The organism is Paenibacillus sp. FSL R7-0297, from assembly GCF_038009025.1.
Taxonomy (GTDB): Bacteria; Bacillota; Bacilli; order Paenibacillales; family Paenibacillaceae; genus Paenibacillus_AQ.
The window spans coordinates 3,785,913-3,809,015 of the sequence record NZ_JBBPAQ010000001.1; the positions used below are offsets into that span (position 1 = coordinate 3,785,913).

At 50.3% G+C, this 23,103-nt stretch carries 26 protein-coding genes and 1 other annotated feature; of the genes, 23 read left to right on the forward strand and 3 right to left on the reverse strand.

Features of this window, described 5'->3' with window-relative positions:
• Nucleotides 1-54 precede the first annotated feature (54 nt).
• Nucleotides 55-411 (forward strand): hypothetical protein, encoded by a 357-nt coding sequence (locus MKZ24_RS16535; protein ID WP_197072951.1) that lies wholly within the window; start codon nt 55-57, stop codon nt 409-411.
• A gap of 38 nt (nt 412-449) precedes the next feature.
• Here MKZ24_RS16535 and serA read toward each other — a convergent pair whose 3' ends face one another.
• Together serA and MKZ24_RS16545 are read right to left on the reverse strand one after the other, a co-directional pair.
• Nucleotides 450-2,042 carry a phosphoglycerate dehydrogenase gene (gene serA, locus MKZ24_RS16540; RefSeq protein WP_039301745.1) on the reverse strand — a complete coding sequence of 531 codons (1,593 nt, stop codon included), beginning with the start codon at nt 2,040-2,042 and terminating at the stop codon, nt 450-452.
• 241 nt (nt 2,043-2,283) lie between these two features.
• Nucleotides 2,284-2,510: a binding site (T-box leader), on the reverse strand.
• Nucleotides 2,511-2,623: 113 nt separating this feature from the next.
• On the reverse strand, nt 2,624-3,529 hold the full coding sequence (locus tag MKZ24_RS16545; protein ID WP_042237668.1) for a hypothetical protein: 906 nt from the start codon (nt 3,527-3,529) through the stop codon (nt 2,624-2,626).
• A gap of 65 nt (nt 3,530-3,594) precedes the next feature.
• Between MKZ24_RS16545 and MKZ24_RS16550 the strand changes: the two genes are divergently transcribed.
• From MKZ24_RS16550 to MKZ24_RS16560, 3 genes are read left to right on the forward strand one after another with little or no spacing between them, the layout of a single operon-like run.
• Entirely contained in the window at nt 3,595-4,188 is a 594-nt protein-coding gene (locus MKZ24_RS16550) for a CPBP family intramembrane glutamic endopeptidase (protein ID WP_042237666.1), read from the forward strand.
• Nucleotides 4,185-4,562: a hypothetical protein gene (locus MKZ24_RS16555; RefSeq protein ID WP_042237664.1), complete on the forward strand. Its 378-nt coding sequence runs from the start codon at nt 4,185-4,187 to the stop codon at nt 4,560-4,562. The genes MKZ24_RS16550 and MKZ24_RS16555 overlap by 4 nt, the downstream gene beginning before the upstream one ends.
• Nucleotides 4,559-5,389 (forward strand): metallophosphoesterase, encoded by an 831-nt coding sequence (locus MKZ24_RS16560; RefSeq protein ID WP_340784646.1) that lies wholly within the window; start codon nt 4,559-4,561, stop codon nt 5,387-5,389. Before MKZ24_RS16555 ends, MKZ24_RS16560 begins: the two co-directional genes overlap by 4 nt.
• Nucleotides 5,390-5,536: 147 nt before the next feature.
• Here the strand turns inward: MKZ24_RS16560 and MKZ24_RS16565 are convergent, their stop codons facing one another.
• Entirely contained in the window at nt 5,537-6,448 is a 912-nt protein-coding gene (locus MKZ24_RS16565) for a polysaccharide deacetylase family protein (protein ID WP_340784649.1), read from the reverse strand.
• An 85-nt stretch (nt 6,449-6,533) separates the two neighbouring features.
• Between MKZ24_RS16565 and MKZ24_RS16570 the strand changes: the two genes are divergently transcribed.
• From MKZ24_RS16570 to mtrB, 19 genes are all read left to right on the forward strand, one after another.
• Entirely contained in the window at nt 6,534-6,905 is a 372-nt protein-coding gene (locus MKZ24_RS16570; RefSeq protein WP_039301760.1) for a hypothetical protein, read from the forward strand.
• Nucleotides 6,906-7,190: 285 nt separating this feature from the next.
• Nucleotides 7,191-7,805 (forward strand): genetic competence negative regulator, encoded by a 615-nt coding sequence (locus MKZ24_RS16575; protein WP_039301763.1) that lies wholly within the window; start codon nt 7,191-7,193, stop codon nt 7,803-7,805.
• A 150-nt stretch (nt 7,806-7,955) separates the two neighbouring features.
• Nucleotides 7,956-8,651, forward strand: coding sequence for a glutamic-type intramembrane protease PrsW (gene prsW, locus MKZ24_RS16580; RefSeq protein WP_042237660.1), 696 nt, complete (start codon nt 7,956-7,958; stop codon nt 8,649-8,651).
• A gap of 400 nt (nt 8,652-9,051) precedes the next feature.
• Nucleotides 9,052-10,410, forward strand: coding sequence for a germination protein YpeB (ypeB, locus tag MKZ24_RS16585; RefSeq protein ID WP_042237658.1), 1,359 nt, complete (start codon nt 9,052-9,054; stop codon nt 10,408-10,410).
• 184 nt (nt 10,411-10,594) lie between these two features.
• Complete coding sequence (locus tag MKZ24_RS16590) at nt 10,595-11,248, forward strand: flagellar brake protein (protein ID WP_197072949.1); 654 nt, start codon at nt 10,595-10,597, stop codon at nt 11,246-11,248.
• Nucleotides 11,249-11,462: 214 nt separating this feature from the next.
• On the forward strand, nt 11,463-12,173 hold the full coding sequence (gene cmk, locus MKZ24_RS16595; protein WP_039301774.1) for a (d)CMP kinase: 711 nt from the start codon (nt 11,463-11,465) through the stop codon (nt 12,171-12,173).
• The gene (locus MKZ24_RS16600; RefSeq protein ID WP_042237655.1) at nt 12,170-12,757 is read left to right on the forward strand and encodes a lysophospholipid acyltransferase family protein; all 588 of its coding nucleotides are present in this window, start codon (nt 12,170-12,172) and stop codon (nt 12,755-12,757) included. Before cmk ends, MKZ24_RS16600 begins: the two co-directional genes overlap by 4 nt.
• 156 nt (nt 12,758-12,913) lie before the next feature.
• Nucleotides 12,914-14,227, forward strand: a complete 1,314-nt coding sequence (gene rpsA, locus MKZ24_RS16605) for a 30S ribosomal protein S1 (RefSeq protein ID WP_081956592.1) — start codon at nt 12,914-12,916, stop codon at nt 14,225-14,227.
• Nucleotides 14,228-14,400: 173 nt separating this feature from the next.
• Nucleotides 14,401-15,726, forward strand: a complete 1,326-nt coding sequence (gene der / locus MKZ24_RS16610) for a ribosome biogenesis GTPase Der (RefSeq protein WP_042237654.1) — start codon at nt 14,401-14,403, stop codon at nt 15,724-15,726.
• A gap of 12 nt (nt 15,727-15,738) precedes the next feature.
• Nucleotides 15,739-16,356: a glycerol-3-phosphate 1-O-acyltransferase PlsY gene (gene plsY / locus MKZ24_RS16615; protein WP_039301782.1), complete on the forward strand. Its 618-nt coding sequence runs from the start codon at nt 15,739-15,741 to the stop codon at nt 16,354-16,356.
• Nucleotides 16,349-17,389, forward strand: coding sequence for an NAD(P)H-dependent glycerol-3-phosphate dehydrogenase (locus MKZ24_RS16620; RefSeq protein ID WP_340784664.1), 1,041 nt, complete (start codon nt 16,349-16,351; stop codon nt 17,387-17,389). Before plsY ends, MKZ24_RS16620 begins: the two co-directional genes overlap by 8 nt.
• 66 nt (nt 17,390-17,455) lie before the next feature.
• Entirely contained in the window at nt 17,456-17,731 is a 276-nt protein-coding gene (locus MKZ24_RS16625; protein WP_039301788.1) for a stage VI sporulation protein F, read from the forward strand.
• Nucleotides 17,732-17,921: 190 nt separating this feature from the next.
• Entirely contained in the window at nt 17,922-18,101 is a 180-nt protein-coding gene (locus MKZ24_RS16630) for a DUF2768 family protein (protein ID WP_039301791.1), read from the forward strand.
• 80 nt (nt 18,102-18,181) lie between these two features.
• On the forward strand, nt 18,182-18,799 hold the full coding sequence (locus tag MKZ24_RS16635; RefSeq protein WP_340784667.1) for a hypothetical protein: 618 nt from the start codon (nt 18,182-18,184) through the stop codon (nt 18,797-18,799).
• Between the two features lie 26 nt (nt 18,800-18,825).
• Nucleotides 18,826-19,194, forward strand: a complete 369-nt coding sequence (locus MKZ24_RS16640) for a 2Fe-2S iron-sulfur cluster-binding protein (protein ID WP_340784670.1) — start codon at nt 18,826-18,828, stop codon at nt 19,192-19,194.
• A gap of 50 nt (nt 19,195-19,244) precedes the next feature.
• Nucleotides 19,245-19,997, forward strand: a complete 753-nt coding sequence (locus MKZ24_RS16645) for a hypothetical protein (RefSeq protein ID WP_340784672.1) — start codon at nt 19,245-19,247, stop codon at nt 19,995-19,997.
• 561 nt (nt 19,998-20,558) lie between these two features.
• On the forward strand, nt 20,559-22,037 hold the full coding sequence (gene spoIVA / locus MKZ24_RS16650) for a stage IV sporulation protein A (RefSeq protein WP_039301803.1): 1,479 nt from the start codon (nt 20,559-20,561) through the stop codon (nt 22,035-22,037).
• A gap of 364 nt (nt 22,038-22,401) precedes the next feature.
• Nucleotides 22,402-22,674: an HU family DNA-binding protein gene (locus tag MKZ24_RS16655; RefSeq protein ID WP_019909963.1), complete on the forward strand. Its 273-nt coding sequence runs from the start codon at nt 22,402-22,404 to the stop codon at nt 22,672-22,674.
• A 110-nt stretch (nt 22,675-22,784) separates the two neighbouring features.
• The gene (mtrB, locus tag MKZ24_RS16660; protein ID WP_042138627.1) at nt 22,785-23,033 is read left to right on the forward strand and encodes a trp RNA-binding attenuation protein MtrB; all 249 of its coding nucleotides are present in this window, start codon (nt 22,785-22,787) and stop codon (nt 23,031-23,033) included.
• The last annotated feature ends 70 nt before the right edge of the window (nt 23,034-23,103 follow it).

Consider the following 23,103-nt stretch of genomic DNA (forward strand, 5'->3'; position numbering starts at 1 on the left):
TTGATATTAATAAAGTGAGCCGTTGGTGCAAGGGGAGCTGCGGCTGGGATCGCTGTGATTCCCTTATCGCCTGGCTGGATGCGTACAGAACTGGTGCTGGAGAGCATGAAGACGCATGAAGAGCACTGGCAGGAGGTAGAGGAGCTGCAGGCCAGTGAGACTACGGCGTACACCGGCCGGGCTGCCGCAGCGCTCGCTGCTGATCCTGAGGTGATGCAGCTGACAGGCAGACCTCAGCAGGTGGGGATGTCTGGGTTGAGAAATATGTGTATACAGACACAGAGGGGCGGGGGGGCCCCATATTTAATATTCCGGAATAACCCCGAAGCCGCAAGATGTAAAAAACACTCTTTTGAAATGCCGGCACGTGCCGGCATTCCTCAAGAGTGTTTTTTGGTGCGCTTATATTGAACTCAGGTATTCCAAGAACATAAGCCTGCGTTCTTCAGCTACAGCAGAGTGATTTCTTCCGCAGTATTGATCTCCGGCAATCCGGCGAGCTTGACTAGTACATCCTGCGGAACAGCCTTGTCAGCGGTCAGCAGCATAATTGCAGCTCCGCCGACAATTTTACGGCCAACCTGCATGGAGGCGATGTTGACGTCGTTCTGACCGAGCAGTGTACCGACGAGTCCGATGATACCCGGCTTATCGTTGTGGGAAATGACGATCTGATGACCTTCCGGAGCGATATCTACCGGGAATTTGTTAACCTGCACAATCCGTTCGCCATAGCCTTGCAGCAGGGTTCCGGCAACCAGGCGTTCTTCGTCATGCTCAGCCTTGAGTGTAACGGTAATGAGGTTAGTGAAGCCTTTGGTTTTGGAAGCTTTGGTTACTACTACGTTAACATCACGCGTCTTTGCCAGGTGCATGGAGTTGACAATATTAACATCCCCGGCAAAATGGCGGGAGAGCACGCCTTTGACAATATAGCGGGTCAGCGGCTGTGTATCGACGTCGGAGAGGTCACCGGCATATTCCACATGAATCTCACGGATCGCTCCATCCGTAATCTGAGTCACGAAACTGCCGAGCTTCTCGCCGAGGGTGAAGTAAGGCTGCAGCTTGTTCATTACACTAGGAGCAACCGGAGGGATGTTCACGGCGTTAATGAACGGCTCGTTACGCAGAATATGCAGCACTTGCTCCGATACATCGATCGCAACATTCTCCTGGGCTTCAACGGTCGAAGCGCCCAGATGCGGGGTCACGATAATCTTTGGATGCGAGAGGAACGGGTGATCCGCTTCCGGCGGCTCTTTCTCAAAGACGTCAAACGCAGCACCGGCAACAATACCGCTGTCGATAGCTTCAACCAGTGCCATTTCATCAATTACACCGCCTCGGGCACAGTTGATGATGCGCATTCCTTTTTTCATGACTTCAAATTGCGGACGGGAGATCATGTGGCGGGTTTCCGGTGTCAACGGTGTGTGAACAGTAATGAAGTCTGCTCCCCGGACGATGTCATCTACCGAAGCAAGCTTTACTTCCAGTTTCTCTGCACGGTCTGCAGTCAGGAAGGGGTCGTAGGCCAGAATATCCATTCCAAAAGCCTTGGCCCGTTTGGCTACTTCGCTGCCGATCCGTCCCATGCCGAGCACACCCAGGGTTTTGCCGCGCAGCTCTACGCCGAGGAAAGTCTTTTTGTCCCATACGCCGGAAATGGTCTTGGCATAGGCTTGAGGAATGTGACGGGCCAGAGCCATCATCATGGCAAAGGCATGCTCACAGGTGGTGATCGTATTTCCGTCCGGAGCATTAATGACCACCACACCGCGTTGTGTGGCTGCCTCCAGCTTAATATTGTCCACACCGACCCCGGCACGGCCAATCACTTTAAGATTAGTACCGGCTGCGATAATTTTCTCAGTCACGGTTGTCTGGCTGCGAACGAGTAAGCCGTCGTATTCGCCGATGATTGCAATAAGCTCGTCTTCACTAAGTCCTGTTTTTTTGTCCACAGTCACATCGCTTGCGTCCATCAATTGCTGAATGCCCAAATCACTGATCGGATCCGATACTAATACTTTAAACATGGTCTCTTGTCCTCCTTCAAATTGGAAAGCCTATTATATATGCCAAGGATTCCCTGGTGGGGTAATCCGCAGTACCAGATTCATAAAAAAGGAATGAAATTTGTCGGAACAACGGGGCAACGCGTTGTCGCATAAAAGAAAAGGCGTGCAGAAGTACTGATTCAGGCAGCGTATGGGCAGGGTGGGCGGATTTAGAGAATCCGGGTACAAAAAAAACTCCCTACCCCATACTACTGCCGTAGTAAGGGACGAGAGTTCTCGTGGTACCACCCTAATTCACTGCAACGGTCAAGAAGCAGCCTCATTGGCCTGAATAGGCCACACTGGTAACGGAGGTGATCCGATTGTATCTACTCAAGGTTCAATACAATATCTCAGGAGCGCTAAAGATTTCCGTCTGCCACCGGTTTGCACCACCCACCGGCTCTCTGAAGACATCAGTAATCTTTGTTCCATCATCGCTTTTGCTTGATTAATTTTTCATAATGTAACATGGTGATGCCAAGTGTGTCAATAGTCTTCTTCTACAGTGTGCCGCCTTGAAGTGAGCCCTGTTTTTCGTTATGATGCAATAACTGGTTCTACTCATAGAAGAAAGGGAGCTGCGGCATCGTTTCCTTGCCGTAATATTGCTCCCGCCATTTAATGAAGTCCTGCTCCTGCACAGCACCGGTAGAAATGAGCAGGGTGACTGACGACTGGATATCCCCAAGCTTCAGGGAATTGGCGGTTCCGGAATAGATCATATCGTCGATCTTGGCTGTAATATCCTGCGGGTCATAACCGGCATAAATTCCGCGGTTCAGCATTATGTTTGCGATAGAAGCATTCTTGAGGAGCAAAGGCATCTTTTTCCACTGAATGAAAGTCAGTGTCTTCAGCTCCCCGGATACATCGGGTATAGCAGAGTTGGCCTTGGCTCCCCACTTCAGCATAGAATCATAGAAATTCTTCTGGGCCATCAGTCCGAATTTCACAGCGCTGGCGGTAAAATTATCACTTCTCAGCAGCTTGGCGGCTTCTGCTCCTGAAGATCCAGCAGAGACCTTCCCTGAAGCCTGTGAGAATAGAGTCAGGCTCTTAAGGACGTTAAGCTGTGACTCATACAGCAGCGGCGAATTGGTGAAGATGGAATCCTGCGTGACCTTATCATACTGCTTGTCCGCCAGAATGCTAAGGTTCTTCAACGTTGCCGCGTTCTGCCGTGCATCTGTGCTCCGTGCAAGGCTGTCCACCTGATCGTTCCAGTTGCGCTTGAATTCCCGATAGGGCAAAAATACGTTATGATAGAACGTAACAAGATCCTGCTGCTGGTAGGAACCGGAGAACTCCTCCGTAACTTCATGTCCGGCCAGCTGTGCATATTTGGCCTCCGTTTTGTCTGCTCCAACCTTTACTCCCGTAAAAAATGAGGCGAATGCGGATATTAGAAACAATATAAAACCTAGTGTGTACAACATTTGAGTGCGGGAGGTACGGCTGTTCATAATTAGTGCTCCTTCTTATAGGGAAATTATCTTATGTAAAAATATTAAAGAACAGGCAGGTTACAATGAAAAAATTCAAATTGGGTGAAATCAAAATTAAGAAAGCCGATCCTCAGCAGTTAACAGACAAGCTGCTGTTAATTAATCTGTATATAACTCAGGGCCTTACTCTATTTATCGGTTTGATATGGATATTATTACAGAAAAGAAATCCTATTCACATATTAAATTTTCCGGAGAATGCACATTTTGTGTATTGGGGCCTTGGACTTGCTGCTGTTATGCTGGTTGTTGATTTCCTGCTGACCCATATTGTGCCTGAGGACAGCATGGATGACGGGGGAATTAATGAGCTGCTGTTCGGTAACCGTCCTTTGTGGCATATTATTGTCATTGCAGCGATTGTCGCAGTATGCGAAGAGCTATTGTTCCGTGGCGCCATACAGCATTCACTGGGGCCGTACTGGACGAGCATTCTCTTCGCTGTTATTCATGTGCGTTATCTGCGCCACTGGATTCCAACAGGCTGGGTATTTCTCAGCAGCTACGGCCTCGGCTACATCTATATTCATTCCGGCAGTCTATGGGCACCGATCCTGTGCCACTTCCTCATAGATTTGTTCTCAGGAATGGTGATTCGATACAGGAGGGCATCATGAGCGAAGAACTAAGCCGGGTAAGGTCCCGCCAGAAACAGTATAAGGGCGCAGGACAGTCTCCTGTCAAAGAAAATAATGGAAATGGTTCTTCCGAATCAGCTGCCAGACAGCTGGATACTCCAGTCCTTGCTCCAGGAACTTTATCGAGAAAGGTCCGACATGCTGAGAAGCAGACCTCTAGGAAACCGAAGCGTGAAGTGGAGCAGCAGGAAGGAGAGGCAACCCCCTCCCGGACGCAGAGTTATCCGTCAGAACGAATCCGTTTCAGCAAAATGTTTATTAACTCGCTAATCGTCATATTTTTAATGCTGCTCGCCTTTCTTTTGTTCTGGGGAATAAAAGGAGCACCTCCGCTGCATGAGCTATGGCAATGATGTGGCTGCTGATTCTCTTGAGCGTATGTGCTGGAACGGCGGGGACTGCGGGTATAGTCATGGTTGCCGCAGCCTTCAAAAAACGCATTATTGCCGAGGAAATAGTGCTGGACAGACTGCCGGCTGCTTTTGACGGCTTCCGTATTCTGTTCATTACGGATATTCACCGCCGGCGTCTTCCAGCTGTGATGCTGGCACCGCTCCGCGGGAAGGTAGATGCGGTCTTCCTGGGCGGCGATCTGACGGAGAAGGGCAGTCCGGCAGACCGCCTGCTGGATAATATGACATTTATAGCATCTCTGGCGCCTGTCTACGCAGTTCATGGCAATCATGATTACCGGGCGAATACCTCGCTTGTCGATAATATCATCCGCGGCAGCGGAGCCAGACTGCTGCTGGATGAGAATGTAACTATAGAACGGTCCGGTTCAAGAGTTATACTCACCGGCATGGATTTCCCGAGAAAAGGCGGTAAGAAGGCATATTCAGCACTGCCGCCCGTGGCTGCCGCAGATACAGAGCTCCTGCGGATCATCCTGGTGCATGATCCGCTGTGGCTGTCCCAGCAGCAGGAAGTGCCCGCTGATCTAATATTGGCTGGACACACACATGGCGGACAAGTCGTGCTTCCCTTTATCGGAAGCAGGCATGGTGATGAATTCTACCGTCACTATAATGCCGGCATGTACGACATTCCCGGGTACGGGAATGTAGATCACCCGCTGAAGCTGCTGATCAGCCGGGGTTTCGGGACTGCGCACTTGCCGCTGCGCTGGGGCAGCCCGGCCGAGATGCATGTACTTACACTCCGCTGCCGGCCGGATTAACTTGCCGGGAGCCGTTTTGCTTATTCCTGTGATTTTAGAACCGGTCCTCTATCTATAGTTATAAACAAAAAATCGCTCAAGCCGGAAGGATGGCGGATACCTTCATTCGGCTTGAGCGATTATTTTTGTTGTAAAGCAGTATGGATTCTAACGCATTTTCAGTTCAATGCTGCGCGGATCGACAAAGCTGTAGCCTTTGCCTTCAAGCGTAGTCAGCAGTGTATCCAGCGCTTCCACAGTCCACGGAAGCTCGTGCATCAGAATATTGCTGCCGGAATGCAGCTGGCTGGTAACATTCGTAATCAGCTTTTCCGTTTTATCCGTGTCCTTTTCCTTCATCTCCCAGTCCAGCGAGCCGACAGACCAGGTCATATAGAGCAGCCCGTTGACAGCGGCGATTTTTTTGCCGACGTCCCCGCCTGCACCGTGCGGCGGGCGGAAGAACACGGGGGTCTCACCAGTGACCTCTTTGACAATATTCTGCACATCTTCAATCTGTTTCTTTACTTCCGCCTCGGATTTATCCTTCAGCACAATATGATCCCAGCTGTGATTCCCGATAATGCCGCCGCGGTTATGAATCAGCTCAAGCAGCTCAGGATGCTCCTTCACCCGGTACCCGTTGACGAAGAAAATAGCTTTGGCCTTGTGCTTGTCCAGTGTATCCATCAGCGGATTGATTAATTCCGCATCCTTAGGCCCGTCATCGAAGGTCAGCAGGACGATCTTTTTGTTGGTTGCGGCATCGTTCGGGATGATGTCGTAGTTTTTGTTCATATGGTACAGCAGCGGTACTTCCTCTGAAGCTGCTGCCCCGGTTGGCTGATCGGTTGGCGTAACTGCCGCTTCCGCTGTTGTGGCAGGCGTTGCCTGCGCAGCGGGGGATTCACCGGCAGGAGGGTCCGCCTGAGCCGGAGCAGAGGCAGGCTGAGCTGATGCCGGAGTCTGGGTCGCATTCCCCGCAGCGGTGTTGCCTGAATTCCCGACGTTGTTGCTGCAAGCTGACAGCAGAAAAGCAGCCAGGAGCAGCAGTGTTGTTGCTTTACCCACTTTTTTCATCTCGCTTTCTTGTTGTTTGGCTGTATGAGCCGGAATCTTTCCGCGAACACTAAGCATGATTTTACCATACAAGGAGGTTAGAGATATGAATACTTCGTCATTTCTGTGCGGAGTGCTGATGGGTGCGGCCGCTAGTATGATTATGTCCAAAAAACGCAGCGCCATGATGTCTTCACTGCTTCACACGGGCGGTTCTTCAGAAAGTGCCGGTGAGAAGGCCAAGGACAAAATTATGGGAATGGCCATGACCGGCTTTGGAAGTACCGCTGAGGGCAGCAGTCATGATAACGGCTCTCATGCATCCGGCAGCAGTGAACACAAGAAAGAGGATTCACCGGTGAAGTCCAAAGAATCCAACTTGAATATGCTCAAAGACTTCATCCGCAGCAATCCCGACGTGAAGCATGAAGTAGAACAGATTCTCAAGGATACACATACAGCCATACCGGGATTGTAACCGGATTTGGCCGCTGCAGAATCATTTTGGAGACACCAAAGTCGCCAGAATGATTCTTTTTTTGTCCGCGAAGAGGTTTTGAATACATGCATGTGCATACAATGAAAAGGCGGTGAAGCCGGTCTTTGCAGATATTGGGCAGTAAATTGGGCCTTTTCTATATTTATTTACGTGCATTTGTAGCGTCAAAATGATAACATACATACATAGTAACCATTTTTGGCTCATTACTCGGGACTCATCATACATTAATACTAAATGAGCTTGCAAAAGGAGGATCCTGTCATGAGAATAGAGCGATTAAGTCAAGATAAGATACGGATTTTCCTCACTTTTGACGACCTGAGCGAGCGGGGCATCCAGAAGGAAGACATGTGGCAGGAAGTTCCCAAGGTGCACGACCTCTTTACGGAAATGATGGATCAGGCGTATAGTGAACTTGGTTTTGACGCTACCGGTCCGCTTGCCGTGGAAGTGTTCGCATTGCCCGCGCAAGGCATGGTCGTTATTGTGACCCGGGGGAAATATGATCACCATTCGTACGGTGGTCCCGGGGAAGATGAATTGCCTGAAGAGATTTACGAGATGGAAGTTACTCTTGAACAAAGCGACTCCATTGTGTATGCATTCCGCGATTTTGAGGTTCTGGTTGAAGCGGCCCATGTGCTCATCGGCAATATTACTTCTCAAGGACAGCTGTATTCTTATAATGATAAATGGTATCTCTACTTTGATCCGAAGGAATTTGAAGAAGCGGCATTATCGGGTCTTGTAGGCGTGCTTGCGGAGTTTGGAGATTCATCTCCGGTTACTCAGGCTGTTCTGGCTGAATACGGCAAGACAGTGATGGCGGAGAATGCAATCGAGACCTTGTGCACTCATTTTAAACGCCAGGAATAAAGACGGAGAAGGGCAAGGAAGCATCGGCTTAACTGCCCTTCCCTGAGGTTTTGCTGACGGAAGACGATCGTATTTAAGGACGGGCAGTAGTTCAGCCCAGGATTGAAATTCAGAAGGATACTAGTTTTTAGGCGCGGGGGAGGCTATTCGGTGCTTTTGTTATCGGTTATTTCGTCAGCAGTGGCACCGGGTCTTGCGCTGCTGACTTTTTTCTATCTGAAAGATAAGTATGATCAGGAGCCGCTCCACATGGTGCTGAAGGTGTTCCTGCTCGGCCTACTTATTGTTTTCCCGGTTATGATCATCCAGAGGGGTCTTGTGCTCGGTCTGGACGGCGGCCCTTATGTGGATTCGTTTCTGATCTCCTCCGGCGTGGAGGAAGGTCTGAAGTGGTTTGTGCTGTACCATATGATTTACAATCATACCGAATTTGACGAGCCCTATGATGGAATACTATACGCCGTAGCGATTTCGCTCGGCTTCGCAACGATAGAGAACGTAATGTATGCCTGGTACAGCCATGCTTCAATCGGTTCAATGATCATGAGGGCGCTGCTCCCGGTATCCGGCCATGCCATGTTTGGTGTCATTATGGGATACCATATGGGGAGGGCCAAGTTTTCAAACGGAGTCAAGACCAGAGGAATTCTGCTTATTTCCCTGCTGCTGCCATGGCTCTGGCACGGGATTTATGATTTTATACTGACGACTACGGCTAACTATTGGATCTGGTTCATCGTGCCCCTGATGGCTGTTTTATGGTACGGAGGCATGGGCAAGGTGGCGCGGGCCAACAGCCGCTCCCCGTTTCGTTTTTTGAAGCGGGAGGAAGAGGTTAACCTATAATAGAGATGGACACACTTAATCCTATAGGGCAGTTCCGTAAGGCTAGGAATTCCAGAGAGGAGAGGGGTGTCTTTTTTTGCGTGTAAAAGTTCGGATTATCTGCAAACAGTGCGGCGAAACCTACATATTAAGAGGTAACAAGGAGCAAGGAGTCATTCAAACTGGCTTCAAGCAATGCTTATGCAGCAGTGTCAGCGGTTTCGATATTGAAGAGCGCGCCTGACAACTGTTAATAGAGATAGAAGAATTTATATGCTTCGCATGATACTTATCCTTCTATTTCTCGCCAGAACGCCCCTCCTTTAAAGGAAGGCGCTGCTGTTTCCGCATGGGTGCATAAGACTTCTCAGTTATTGTCAAACTAACGGCAATAAGCTACTGAAAGGAGTTTGGCTCACCTATGTACAAAAGATTAAGCGCTATAATGTTCCCGCTGACCGCACTCTTGCTGCTTGGAGCACTGGTCTGGGGGTATCAGGAGAACCAGGAAAAGAATTCGATTCTGATCAAAGCGGAGAACCAATATCAGCGTGCGTTCCATGATCTGTCCTATCATGTGGAGCAGCTTCATGGAGAGCTGGGTAACACGCTGGCAGTCAACACAACCTCCAACGGAATGCACCGCAAGGGCCTTGTGAATGTATGGCGCATTACGAGCGAGGCGCAGAACGAGATCAATCAGCTGCCACTTACGCTGCTGCCGTTCAGTGAGACGGAGGAGTTCCTCTCGAAAATCTCTAATTTCTCTTACAAGGCAGCGGTACGTGATTTCACCAAGAAGCCGCTGACCGAAGGTGAAATGGCTAACTTGAAGACACTTTATGCGAACTCGGCGGAGATCTCCAAGGATCTGCAGGATGTCCAGAACAAAGTCATCAGCAACAGGCTGCGCTGGATGGACGTCGAAACGGCACTTGCTACAGAGGAGAAAGCGGAAGACAACACGATCATCGACGGGTTCAAAACTGTTGATAAGCGGGTTGCTGCCTATCCTGAGCTGGACTATGGGCCATCGGTAGCAAGCATCTATGATAAGCGTTCAGTCAAGAAGCTGGGCGGTAAGCCCGTCACAGCAGAGCAGATCAAAGCCAAGGCTTTGAAATTCGCCGATTTGGGCGGGAATGCCAATGTGAAGATGCAGGAGAATGGCAAAGGAACCGAATGGGCATCCTATACGGCTACAATCACATCTAAGGAACACAAAGAGCCGGTCACAATGGATTTCACCGCAGAAGGCGGGCTGTTGATCTCCTACAACGACAACCGTGAGGTAGGCCCGGCCAAGGTGTCCATGAAGCAGGCCGTGGAGAAGGCAGGCAGGTTTCTGGAGAAGAAGGGTTATCCCGGCATGACCGCAGTCAGTGCAGACAGATATGATAATCTGGGCAATTTAACCTTTGTTACCAGCCAGGATGGTGTCCTGATCTATCCAGAGAAGATGACGGTACGGGTCGGACTGGACACGGGAGAAGCCACGGGTTTCCAGGCCAGCGATTATGTGCAAGAGCATAAGGAGAAGCGCGTAATTCCTAAGCCGAAGCTGTCACTGGCCGAAGTCAGAGCGATGCTGAACCCGGAGTTCGAGGAGCTGTATAACAGGCTTGCCTGGATTGAGAATGAAGATGCTGAAGAACTGCTGACCTATGAATTCGGAGGCAAAATCAACGGATCTCAGTTCCGGATCTATCTCAATGCTGCTGACGGTAATGAGGAAGCGGTAGAGCAGATCCGTACGTCTTCCGGAGCACAGGACAAATAACCGGACATTCCGCAGTGTAAGCTTAATCTTAAGAAAGGCGCATTTCCAAAACCGGAAAGCGCCTTTTTTGCTGGATGTATAGCGGGATTTAACCTCTTAGCCCAATAATATTTCTGACCGGGCATGAAAGGCCATGCTATAATCGGGTTAGCATTAATTACTAACTCAAGCGGCGGTGACAGGTTTGTATCCCAAAATCAACGAATATTTATACCTGCAGGTTGCTTCCAGCGATGCAGCGGAGTCAGAGGTCGAATACCGGGCAAGAATTGCTGACATGGAGGAAGATACTTTTCTGATAGAAATTCCCATGCAGGAGAGTAACGGGCGGCTGAAAAAATTGTTTGTCGGAGATGAGCTGTCTGTTTATTTTCTTACAGAAGGCGGAATTAAAAATTATTTCAACACCCATGTAATTGGCTTCAAGGAAGAGGTCATCCGGATGGTGCGGCTGCGCAAGCCGGCAGTGGAATCCATCTTCAAGATCCAGCGCCGCAGCTTTTTCCGCGTGAATGCCGAGCTGGAGCTCGCCGTTAAAGATTCTTTGGGCAGCCGCTTTCTGGTGCGGACTGAGGATATCGGCGGTGGAGGGACCTCATTCTTAAGCGATGCCAAAATTACTTTGAAAGTTGGAGATAAGCTGGCCTGCTGGCTGCTGGTAGCATACCGTAACGGCAGCACGGAGCATGTTAATTTCGAAGGTGAAATTGTACGGATCAAAAAGCTCGAAACCGGACGCAATCTGGTCATGCTGAAATTTTCGTCCATTTCTGATTCGGAACGCCAAAAAATAATCCGTTACTGTTTTGAACGCCAATTTGATTTCCGTAACCGGTGACGGTGCAGTGCGGGAGATTCCCCAAAAGGCATCAATATAAGCTTTTTTCTCCTCAAAAACCTCCGAGTCATTTTGCACTGAGGGTTAAACTGTGGTATAATTTTATAAGTCGCAGGCAATGCCTGCTTTTTTCTTGATAATATGAGCAAGTCCCTAGAGAGATATGTCGATAGGCATATTTCCTGCGGAAGAGTGTTTGAGGAGGAATGCCCCGTTGGACAGGCAGGGGACACATACTTACGACAGAATTAACGTCGCCATCGACGGACCTGCCGGGGCAGGCAAGAGTACTGTAGCCCGATTGGTAGCACGGGAGCTGTCTTACATTTATGTAGACACGGGTGCAATGTACCGGGCAATCACCTGGTATATGATTCGTGAAGGCATATCTGCGGAGGAGCATGAACTGGTGGATCAGAGGGTCCAGGACATGAATATTGACCTTCTTCCGGAGAAAGACGTGCAGAAAGTGTTGATTAATGGGGAAGACATGACCCCGCATATCCGGAGTCTTCAGGTCAGCGGCCAAGTGTCGCAGTATTCGAAGATCGAGGGTGTAAGATCCAGACTCAGCCAGCTGCAGCGCCAGATGGCACTCCGCAAGGGAGTCGTAATGGATGGCAGGGATATCGGGACAACCGTACTGCCGGATGCCGAAGTGAAGATTTTCATGACGGCAAGTGTGGAGGAGCGTGCTCTCCGTCGTTACAAGGAACTGAAGGATACGGAAACAGTGACTCTCCAACAGCTTGAACATGATATTGCAGCACGGGACCGTCTTGACGAGGGTCGTGAGATTTCACCGCTGCGCCGTGCCGAAGACGCTGTTCTTCTGGATACGACCCATATGGATATCAGTCAGGCCGTGGAAGCCATCGTCTCCCACTGCAGAACTTATGTTGACGGGGAGAGAAATCATCTATGATTTATGCAATTTGCTGTGGATTGCTTCGCTTTATTTATGCCATACTGTTCCCGCTTAAGATTGTGGGAAGGGAAAATGTGCCAAAGGAGGGCGGAGTACTGCTCTGCGCAAATCACATCAGCCTGCTCGATCCGATGACGATTGGGATCAAGCTGAAACGACAGGTGAAATACATGGCCAAGGCGGAGCTCTTTAATGTTCCTGTATTAGGCTGGCTCATTAAGCAACTGGGCGCTTTTCCTGTCAAACGTGGCGGCGTAAGCAAAGAATCCATAAAAACGGCCCTTAATACGCTTCGCAGCGGAAATGTTATGGGCATCTTTCCGGAAGGCACGCGCAACTCTGACTCCGGTGTAGCTAAGAAAGGCGCGGCAAGTTTTGCCCTTCGCAGCGGCGCAGCCGTTGTACCTGCAGCTATTATCGGATCTTACAAGCCCTTTCGCCGGATGACTGTTGTTTACGGGGCTCCCATAGATCTCAGTTCGTTTGAAGGAGCAGGAAGTGAATCTCTGGAAGCGGTAACCGATGTTATTATGGGGCGTATCCACGAGATGATCCAAACAGGCAAGCCCAGTACGCATTAAGCCCGGGCTCCCTGCATCTGCGAAACGCAGATGATTAATAGCATAACCGCTATTTTTTGGAACATACTAACGTACAAAGTGCAATTGATGATTGTTTTGAACTCTGCTATACGCGGGTTTAAATAAATGGGGTTTTGAATCGAGGAGGGTAATCACATGTCTGAAGAAATCAAAAATCAAGAAGCTGCGGATAACGTTGAGAACAACGAAACCGTGGAAGGGGCAGAAGCTGTGGAATCCGCAGAAGCTGTTACTGGTACTGAAGAAGAAGTGACAAGCCAAGAAGGCCTGGAAATCATTTCTTTGAAAAAAGGCGATACCGTGAAAGGAACGATCGTCAAAATCGAAGATAACCAAGCTTATGTAAGCATTGGATATAAATACGACGGCGTCATTCCTATTCGCGAATTGTCTTCCGTACAACTGGACAATGCCGCAGCAGCGGTAGAAGTAGGACAAGAAGTGGAATGCAAGGTTGTCAGCATCAACGACAACAAGGAAAGCCTGGTTCTTTCCAAACGTGCAATTGACAGCGAAAAATCATGGGAAGATCTTGAGAAATACTTCGCTTCCCAGGAATCGTTCGAAGTTACTGTGGCTGACGTTGTCAAAGGCGGCCTCGTGGCTGATGTTGGCGCGCGTGGATTCATTCCGGCTTCCATGGTTGAGCGTCACTTCGTTGAAGATTTCAGCGACTACAAAGGCCGCACATTGCGTGTGAAAGTGAAAGAACTAGACCGTGAGAACAGCAAGGTTATTCTTTCCGCCAAAGAAGTTCTGGAAGAAGAATTCGAAGCTAACAAGCAGAAGATCATGTCCGAGCTGTCTGAAGGACAAATCATCGAAGGTACTGTACAACGTCTGACCCAATTCGGCGCATTTGTGGATGTTGGCGGCGTTGACGGCCTGGTTCACGTATCCGAGATCGCCTGGAACCACGTGGAGAAGCCGTCCGATGTAGTATCCGAAGGTGATAAGGTTCGCGTAAAAGTACTTAAGGTTGATCCTGAAAAAGGCAAAATCAGCCTCAGCATCAAAGCCGCTGCTCCAGGTCCTTGGGATTCCGCAGCCGGCCAGATCAACATTGGCGATGTAGTTACAGGCGAAGTTAAACGCCTTGTGAACTTCGGAGCATTCGTTGAACTGCTTCCAGGCGTTGAAGGCCTTGTGCACATTTCCCAGATCTCCCACAAGCACATTGGCACACCGCATGAAGTGCTCAAAGAAGGACAGGAAGTACAAGTGAAAGTGCTTGACTTCAATCCATCGGAGAAGCGCGTAAGCCTCAGCATCAAGGAAACCGAAGAAGCTCCGGCTCCTACGGCTAGACCTGAACGCAGCAACAGCAGAGACAGAGCGCCTAAAGAAGTGCTGAACAATCCTAACGTATCGCTCAGCAATGAAGGCCTCAGCTTCACACTGGCTGAACGTTTCGGCGACAAGCTGGACAAATTCAAGGGTAACAACTAATCCCTTTGTTATTTCATCATAACGGGTAAAGTAATCGGCGAGCCCTCGATAAGAGGGTTCGCCGATTGTGTTTTACAGGTGAATGCGGAGCGGCAGAACAGTTGTAAGACTGTTAGCCAATTGCATTGTTTTTTGCTATGATGAGTAACGTAAGGAAGACAGGAGGAATGAATATGGCAAGACCCGTTGTGGCCATCGTTGGCAGGCCTAACGTCGGTAAATCGACGATTTTTAACAGGCTTATTGGCGATAGACTGGCCATTGTTGAAGATAAACCGGGGATTACACGTGACCGGATATACGGAGTTTCAGATTGGAACGGCAAATCCTTCAGTGTGATTGATACCGGGGGGATTGAAATTGACGGTGAAGACGCCATTCTGAAGTCGATCCGCGTTCAGGCGGAGCTGGCAATTGAAGAAGCGGATGTCATCGTCTTTATGTGCGAGGCGAAGAGCGGACTTACGAGTTCGGATGAAGAAGTTGCACAGATTCTTTTCCGTTCCGGCAAGCCGATCGTTCTGGCTATTAATAAAGTGGATAACATGAAGCGTACCGAAGATATTTATGAATTCTACAGCCTTGGAATTGGCGACCCGATTGGAATTTCAGGAAGCCACGGAACCGGAATCGGAGATTTACTGGATGCGGTTGTTGAACGTCTGCCAGATAAAACCGATGAGGAATATGAGGATGATGTCATTCGAGTAGCGCTGATCGGCCGTCCGAATGTAGGTAAATCCTCACTGGTGAATGCTATTCTGGGCGAAGAACGCGTAATTGTCAGCGATGTTGCGGGTACTACACGCGATGCGATCGATACACCGTTTGAACGGGATGGCCAACGTTATGTGCTCATTGATACTGCGGGTATGCGTAAACGCGGCAAGGTCTATGAAAACACGGAAAAATACAGCGTTATGAGAGCTATGAAGGCTATTGAGCGTGCTGATGTTGTACTGGTCGTAATCAACGGTGAAGAAGGCATTATCGATCAGGACAAGCATATTGCCGGTTACGCCCATGATGCGGGCAAAGCCTCTATTTTTGTCGTCAACAAATGGGATGCCATCGAGAAAGACGATAAGACGATGCAGAATTTCGAACGCAATATCCGTGATCACTTCCTGTTCATGAGCTATGCGCCAGTGGTGTTCCTGTCTGCGCTTACCAAACAGCGCCTGCAGAAGCTGCTGCCAGTCGTTCAGCATGTCGCACAGCAGCATGCACTCCGGATTACCACGCATCTGGTGAACGATGTGGTATCCGATGCAGTCGCGATCAATCCTCCGCCGACAGACAAAGGACGCCGTCTGCGCATCAACTATGTAACCCAGGTTGCTACGAAGCCGCCGACAATTGTGGTATTCGTGAATGATCCTTCGCTGATGCACTTCTCCTATGAGCGTTATCTGGAGAACAAGCTGCGCGCGGCATTCAACTTCGAAGGCACACCGATCCGTCTATTTACACGGCGCAAATCCGAAAACGAAGGTTAGGGGAGAAGAGTAGTGGCGTTTGAACTTCTGGTTATCGTTGTAAGCTATTTGCTTGGCTCTATCAGCTTCAGTGTATTGCTCGCCCGGCTGCTTAAAGGCATTGATATCCGCCAATATGGAAGCGGCAATGCGGGAGCAACCAATACACTGCGTGTGATGGGGAAGGGACCGGCCATACTGGTGCTGTTTCTGGACGTACTGAAGGGAATTGCCGCAGTCTGGCTTGGAACATGGGCCGGCGGCTGGGGAACCTGGATTGCAGTGGGCTGTGGGATCGCTGCTATCATCGGGCATAATTGGCCGCTCTATTTTCACTTTCGCGGAGGGAAAGGCATTGCAACGACAATTGGCGTAATGGCTACGCTTGTATTTTGGCCTGCACTGATTGCGGGCTTGATTGCTATTCTGGCAATCGTTCTGACCCGGTATGTGTCGCTGGGTTCTCTGATCTTCGTGGCATTGACACCGGTATTCCTGTTGTTTACCGGGTTCACAACGCCTGAGCTGTGGGGCAGCCTGATTATCGCACTGTTTGCGTTCTGGCGTCACCGCAGCAATATACTCAAGATTTCACAGGGCCGGGAGAACAAAATCGGCTCCAAAGTTAAGGAGGCGAATCGCGTTGTCTGATAAAGTAACCGTGCTGGTCGCGGGCAGTTGGGGAACTGCGCTGGCCTCTGTGCTGGCGGCTAACCACTCGGAGGTTTATCTGTGGACGCGAAAGCCGGAACAAGCTGCCGAGATTAATGAAGCCCATACGAATCATCATTTTCTGCCGGGGGTCACTCTTCCTGCGAACATTATTGCCACTACGGACATGGAGACGGCTGTTTCCGGTTCGAAGGCGGTCGTTATTGTTGCGCCTTCTTCCGGAATGCGCCAGGTTGCGCACAGCCTGAAGCCCTTCTGGAAGGAAGATATGCTCTGTATTCATGCTACGAAGGGCTTTGAGACGGAGAGCATGAAGCGTATGTCGACAGTAATTTCAGAAGAGCTCGGCTGCAATGAAAGTCAGGTCGTTGTCCTATCCGGCCCGAGTCACGCGGAGGAAGTAGTCCGGCTCTGTCCGACTACTGTTGTGGTGGCTTCACCAGACGACAGCCGTGCCGCTGCAGCGCAAGGGCTGTTCATTAACAATGACTTCCGGGTATATACCAACCGCGATCAGGTCGGCGTAGAGCTGGCTGGCGCACTTAAGAATATTATCGCGCTGGGTGCAGGGCTATCCGACGGGCTGGGCTTCGGGGACAATGCCAAAGCAGCGCTTCTTACCCGCGGCTTGGCCGAGATTTCCCGCGTCGGTGTAGAGCTTGGGGCGAATCCGCTGACCTTCTCCGGCCTTGCCGGACTCGGTGACCTTGTCGTGACGGCGACCAGCAAGCACAGCCGCAACTGGCGTGCCGGTTCCATGCTGGGCCAGGGCAAGCCGCTGGCAGAGGTGCTGGACTCCATGGGGATGGTAGTGGAAGGTATCCGGACAACGGAAGCTGCTTATGCGATATCGCTTAAATTAGGTGTGCAGATGCCGATTACGGACCAGATTTATCATGTGCTGTTTAAGGGAAGAACACCGCGTAATGCGGTGGAAGCCTTGATGGGCCGTGACCGCAAGACAGAGATGGAAGCCATTTCACAGGAAACCTGGGAGCAATGGCATTCCTGATCGCGTTCACCTTTTGCCGGAGAGCCTCATATGTTGTATTGGGGATTGACGGAGGAGGGATGAATAGTGAGCAGAGATTTTTCCAAGGATGCTTTGAACGCCATTAACAAGAAGGCGGGCAAGAACATTACGGAAGGTGCCATCAAGAAGCTGGCCGGAACGGTCAAGCCGGGCACCACGCAGAATGAAGCCCAGCTCCGCCAGTTAATTAAGCAGGTGTCAGCAATGGCCAAAGTGCCAGTCAGTGAAGCTACCGTGCAGGAAATCATCAATGCCGTTAAAAAAGGCGGCGCGGGTTCCGGTTCGATGGAGTCTTTAATGAAAATGCTGCTGAAAAAATAGCATATCATGCATAAAGGAGCCAACCCTCAGGGCTGGTAAATTGCTTGTCTGCTTGTGTTGGGCAAAAACCCGGGAATCTAGCCAGATTCTGAGGTTTTTGCTCTTTTTTTAGTATAAAGACTTATAAAATCTAAGGTTTCACGCTATAATAGTCGCAATCCGGGTATAGTGAAATGGAGGGGCATGGACCATGGATCCGATGACGAAAATGTGGCTGTCTCTGATTGCGGTACTGATTATGGGTTTATCCGTTTTTTTGATTACATTTGCACGCAGCAGGACCAAAGGCTGGCTTAGAGGCGTACTATCCGTACTTGCATTTGTGATTATGCTGATTGGGATATTAGGCGGAGCCGCTTCAATTATGTAAGCATTTACAATTCGCTCAGGCAGACGTATTTCTGACAGAATCAATTGATGATTTTACAGGAATGGAGCGTGTGTTGATCTATGACCGGTTCAGGAATCCCCTATGCACTTGAGACAGCACTGGGCAGCATAGTAGAAGAATTAGAATTCTACGGGCTGGGCAAGCCCCCTGAATGGCTTCTGGGAGGGAGCTGCGGGCTGCTGCTGCACGGGGCCCAACTGGCTGCCCCGCCGCATGATATTGATATCTATTGCGACCTGAAGGATACCTGGCAGCTTCATCAATTACTGCTCCGGTATGCAGTCAGTCCGCCGGAAGAGGATTTCAGCGGAAGCTGTTATTCACTGCGTGCTCTCTATTTCATGGGAGAGGCCAAGGTTGAACTGGTGGGCGGGTTCAGAATGGGCAGCGGCGAATGGCAATATTCAGTGGATGTCGGCATGATGCAGCAGTATGCCCCGGTACGCAATTACGAAGGGGTTGGCCTTGTGCGACTGATGCCGGTTGCTCATGAGCTGATATTTAATCTGCTGCGGGGCAGGGACGGGCGCTGCCAGGCAATCGCAAGGCTGATCAAACAGGATTTGGCCACCCATCTGCCGCTGCTGTATCAGCTTATTCAAGAGAACCATCTGGAAGATCACCTGCAGGCGAAGCTGGAGGAATTGCTGGAGATATCCACATCCATACAGATTTAAGATGAACCAAGGAAGGAAATAACAACATGGCACCTCATAAAAAAATAAATGTCACTTTCCTGCCCGACACCCGGCGTGTCTCCGTAACACATGGAGTATCGCTGCTTGAGGCTGTACACAGAGCCGGAATCGTTCTGCCCACCCGCTGCGGCGGTAAAGCCGGATGCCTGATGTGCAAAGTGTCAATAGATCCCGGGGAGTCAGCAGCGCTGAGACCTCCTTCAGAGGCGGAGCGCCGCAAGCTGGGCAGCCTGCTGGATCAAGGCGTCCGTCTGGCCTGTCAGGCCGCTGTCTGGGATGATGTGAGCGTGCACATTCCCGAGGACCCGCTTAAGGCGGCCGTACGCCGCAGACTGGAAGCTGCGCGGCGTGGAGAAGCAGAGGACTTATGGTGACTGGGAAGGCTTAGCAGATAACCAGAAAAGGGGGCGTATTTATCAACTCCATGTATCAGGTGAAACGCCGGCAATCGCTGAGAAGAGCAGCCCTGCTGCCTTGGGTTGGCCTACTGCTATGGTCACTTGGGGGCTGCATGTATCCCGGTGATTCTGAGCAGCGGCAGCCAGGCAGCGTGTACCGCGAGAGTGTGAAGCGGGTGCAGGCAGCGGTAGATGACTATCAGGAGCAGGAGGGCCTGCTTCCGATTAAGACCAGCGATGAAGCAACGCCAAGATATGAGAAATTCGTGGTCGATCTTAATAAGCTGCAGCAAGCTGGGTACCTAGATGAAATACCGGCAGCGGCTTTTGAGAAGGGCGGCAGCGCGTATTTTCTGATTCTGGACGAAGAAAGTGATCCTCAGGTGAAGCTGATGGACCTGGTGACCGCGCAGAAGGTTAATGATGTCCAGCGCAAGGTTAACCTCTATAAGTCCGCACATGGTGGAGAACTACCGGCGGAAGAAGAAGTGTATCCGGACCTCACTGCGATTGATGCCAAGAAGGCAGGAACAGCGTCTATTAAGCTGATCAGTGTATATTCCGGCCTGCCCCTGCAGCTCCTTATGGACAAGGACGGAACGGTATACGCTGATTACGGTGCGGATATCAGCTCAGCTATAGATAAGAATGGCGGGGCGCCTGAGGCGGACAGAGACTTGCGTCTGGAGCTGGAGCAGGCGTCGTATTACGTACCCGTTAAGTCATTGCCTTATTTGTGGGTTGACGGCCGGCCGGTTCCGCAGGCTCCGCTGGAATAGAAGCTTGAGAAGGCTGTCCCAAAGCAGCGAATTGGCTGCCTGGGACAGCCTTCTCTTGTTCATCCGGTATAATCCGCAGTTCGATTGCTCCACTGGCAGCTGCCCGGGGTTTCCGGGTTATTTTGGCTGTCTGCCGGCAATCTGGAGGAGAATGCTGGATGCTCAAACGGGCTTTTTTTGCTGAAGTGGACTGAAATTCCTGAGTTCAATCCATATAGTGGTTCTAGGCGAAAACCCGGCTTCATAGGATTGATGAGAAGACTTCCGGGCGTCGTGACGCATTGGCGTTCTAGAGCGGGCATACAAAATTTCAGCTGCAAAATGCACGGACGAGGGTCATAAATCCGTTCTGGATACATATGATGATACTAGTCCAAATGCATGTCCGAGCATTCGGAGTTTAGCGCGGGGCAACATGTTCCGCCTCAGGCAGTAGCTAGGCTTCGGGCGGACAAAGCTTAGTCCGGTGGTTGTCCTGCAAGGGTCAGTTTGCCGGCGGAACGCGAAGTCGATGCTCTTCAGGCATTTTTTCTTCGGAGTAATATGAGGAGGGGATCTCTTTTGGAAAAAGTGGATATTTTCAAGGACATTGCCGAGCGTACCGGCGGAGACATTTATCTCGGCGTCGTCGGCGCGGTTCGCACGGGGAAATCGACATTCATTAAACGGTTCATGGAAACGATTGTTCTTCCGAACATCACAAGTGAAGCGGACCGGGTAAGAGCGGTGGATGAACTGCCGCAAAGTGCGGCGGGCAAAACAATTATGACCACTGAGCCCAAATTTGTACCGAATAACGCGGTGCAGATCAAGGTGGCGGAGGGTCTGGAAGTCAATGTCCGGCTGGTCGATTGTGTGGGTTATGCAGTAGAAGGTGCCAAAGGTTACGAGGATGAGAATGGTCCGCGTATGATCTCAACACCGTGGTTTGAGGAACCGATTCCGTTCCAGGAAGCGGCTGAGATCGGCACACGCAAAGTGATTCAGGAGCATTCCACACTCGGTGTGGTAGTGACAACCGACGGTACGATTGCTGAAATTCCCCGGAACTCGTATGTGGATTCCGAAGAGCGCGTCATCGCTGAGCTGAAGGAGGTTGGCAAGCCGTTTGTGCTTGTAATCAACTCCACCCGGCCGCGCAGTGAGGAAGCACAGCAGCTGCGCAACGAGCTCGCGCTCAAATATGATATTCCGGTAATGACACTCAGTGCCGCCAATATGACGGAAGATGATGTGACCGGGGTACTCCGTGAAGTGCTGTATGAATTCCCAGTACATGAAGTTAATGTCAATCTGCCAAGCTGGGTTATGGTGCTGGGCGAGAATCACTGGCTGCGCAGCAGCTACGAGAATTCTGTCCGCGATACGGTGAAGGATATCCGCCGCCTGCGGGATGTGGACCGGCTCGTCTCCCAGTTTACAGAATATGATTTCATCGACAGGGCTGGCCTCAGCGGCATGAACATGGGCCAGGGGGTAGCGGAGATCGATCTATACGCTCCTGAAGAGCTGTATGATCAGGTTCTCATGGAGGTGGTCGGCGTGGAGATCCGCGGCAAAGACCATCTGCTCCAGCTGATGCAGGACTTCTCCCATGCCAAACGTGAGTATGACCGCTTCTCGGAAGCACTGGAGATGGTCAAAACTACAGGTTATGGTATCGCAGCCCCATCCTTGGCCGAGATGGCTCTGGATGAGCCTGAGTTGATCCGTCAGGGCTCCCGCTTCGGAGTCCGGCTGAAGGCTACAGCACCTTCGATCCATATGATCCGGGTCGATGTCGAATCTGAATTCTCGCCGATTATCGGCACAGAGAAGCAGAGTGAAGAGCTGGTGCGTTACCTGATGCAGGACTTTGAGAATGACCCGATCAAGATCTGGGAGTCGGATATCTTTGGCCGTTCCCTGCATTCCATCGTCCGTGAGGGCATCCAGGGCAAGATTGCCATGATGCCGGATAATGCCCGCTATAAGCTGCAGGAAACGCTGGGCCGAATTATTAACGAAGGTTCAGGCGGACTGATTGCCATCATTCTCTAAATGTAAGCAGGCTTGCGAGAAGAGCGGAAGAATTTCCGCTCTTTTTTGCTGCTGATTTTTAAGATTTCGAGGATAGCTTACCAGCGGAGAAAAGGGGGATTCTCCCAGGGAAGACTCCGTTTTTACGGTATAATTGGTAGTAATAGACTGCACGATACCCCGAAAACAGGTGGAAACATGCTACTTTCTGCTCCTTTTTTGAGTAACGCCTTGAAATTATGGGTGGGCTGTATTACTATAAGTTTGTTGCGCTTCTAGAAGAGAGGCGCCAGTATCCAGTAATAAACGGGATTATCACGTATATTTTGCGTTGAAACGGAAACAGTGTATGATACCGGAAATTTGCCCAGGGAGGTGAGAAAACATGAACAAATCAGATTTGATCAACGTAGTTACAGAAGCAACTGAACTTCCCAAGAAAGATGCTACTAAAGCGGTAGATGCCGTTTTCGAAGCTATCACAGGTGCGCTGCAAAGCGGAGATAAAGTACAGCTGGTTGGATTCGGAAACTTTGAAGTGCGCGAACGTTCCGCACGCAAAGGCCGCAACCCGCAGACTGGTGAAGAAATCGAAATTCCTTCGAGCAAGGTACCGGCATTCAAACCCGGTAAAGCGCTGAAAGACGGAATCAAATAGAGATTTCTACATATCTATCCCATAGTCCTTGAATAACAACTATGCCGCCCTCCAAGGCGGCATTTGTTTTTTAGAAGCATAGGCTAACCAAACTTTAAGGAGGATCATAAATGACTGAGAAGCACAATGAAGTGAATCCTGCACCATCAGGCAGCGATTATATCGTAATCAAAGCCAAAGAGAACGGAGTTCAGGTCATCGGACTGACAAGGGGCTTGGATACCCGCTTTCACCATACGGAGAAGCTCGATAAAGGCGAAGTCCTCATTGCCCAATTCACAGATCATACCTCAGCAATGAAAATCCGCGGCAAAGCTGAAATCTGGAGCAAACACGGACAATTAGAGAGTGAAAGCTGAGAAGCAGGCATAGCCTGCTTTTTTTAAAAATATAACTAGATATAGGGCTGTCAGCGGTACGGTATAATCC